1 protein-coding gene is annotated in these 267 nt (G+C 46.4%); it reads left to right on the top strand.

Annotated elements, in window-relative coordinates; genetic code table 11:
* The coding region (locus QD47_RS29745) for an IS3 family transposase (RefSeq protein WP_044649506.1) at window positions 1–267 on the top strand (267 nt) is incomplete at both ends.

The following is a 267-nucleotide window of genomic DNA, read 5'->3' as shown; positions in this document are numbered from 1 at the left end:
AGCAGGCGTTATCTGTCGTCGTAAGCGATCTGACGTACGTTAGAGTAGGTTCATATTGGAATTACGTATGCTTCTTTGTGGATCTGTTTAACCGCGAAATTATCGGTTACAGTGCGGGGGCACACAAGGATGCCAAGCTAGTTTACCGTGCTTTGGCTTCGATTAAGGCCAACCTGAATGACATTCAGCTCTTCCACACCGATCGAGGCAATGAATTCAAGAATAAGCTCATCGACGATGCGCTGGAGACTTTTCAGATTGAGCGTT

The organism is Paenibacillus terrae (assembly GCF_000943545.1).
GTDB lineage: Bacteria > Bacillota > Bacilli > Paenibacillales > Paenibacillaceae > Paenibacillus > Paenibacillus terrae_A.
This window is presented reverse-complemented; position numbering and strand designations above follow the sequence as displayed.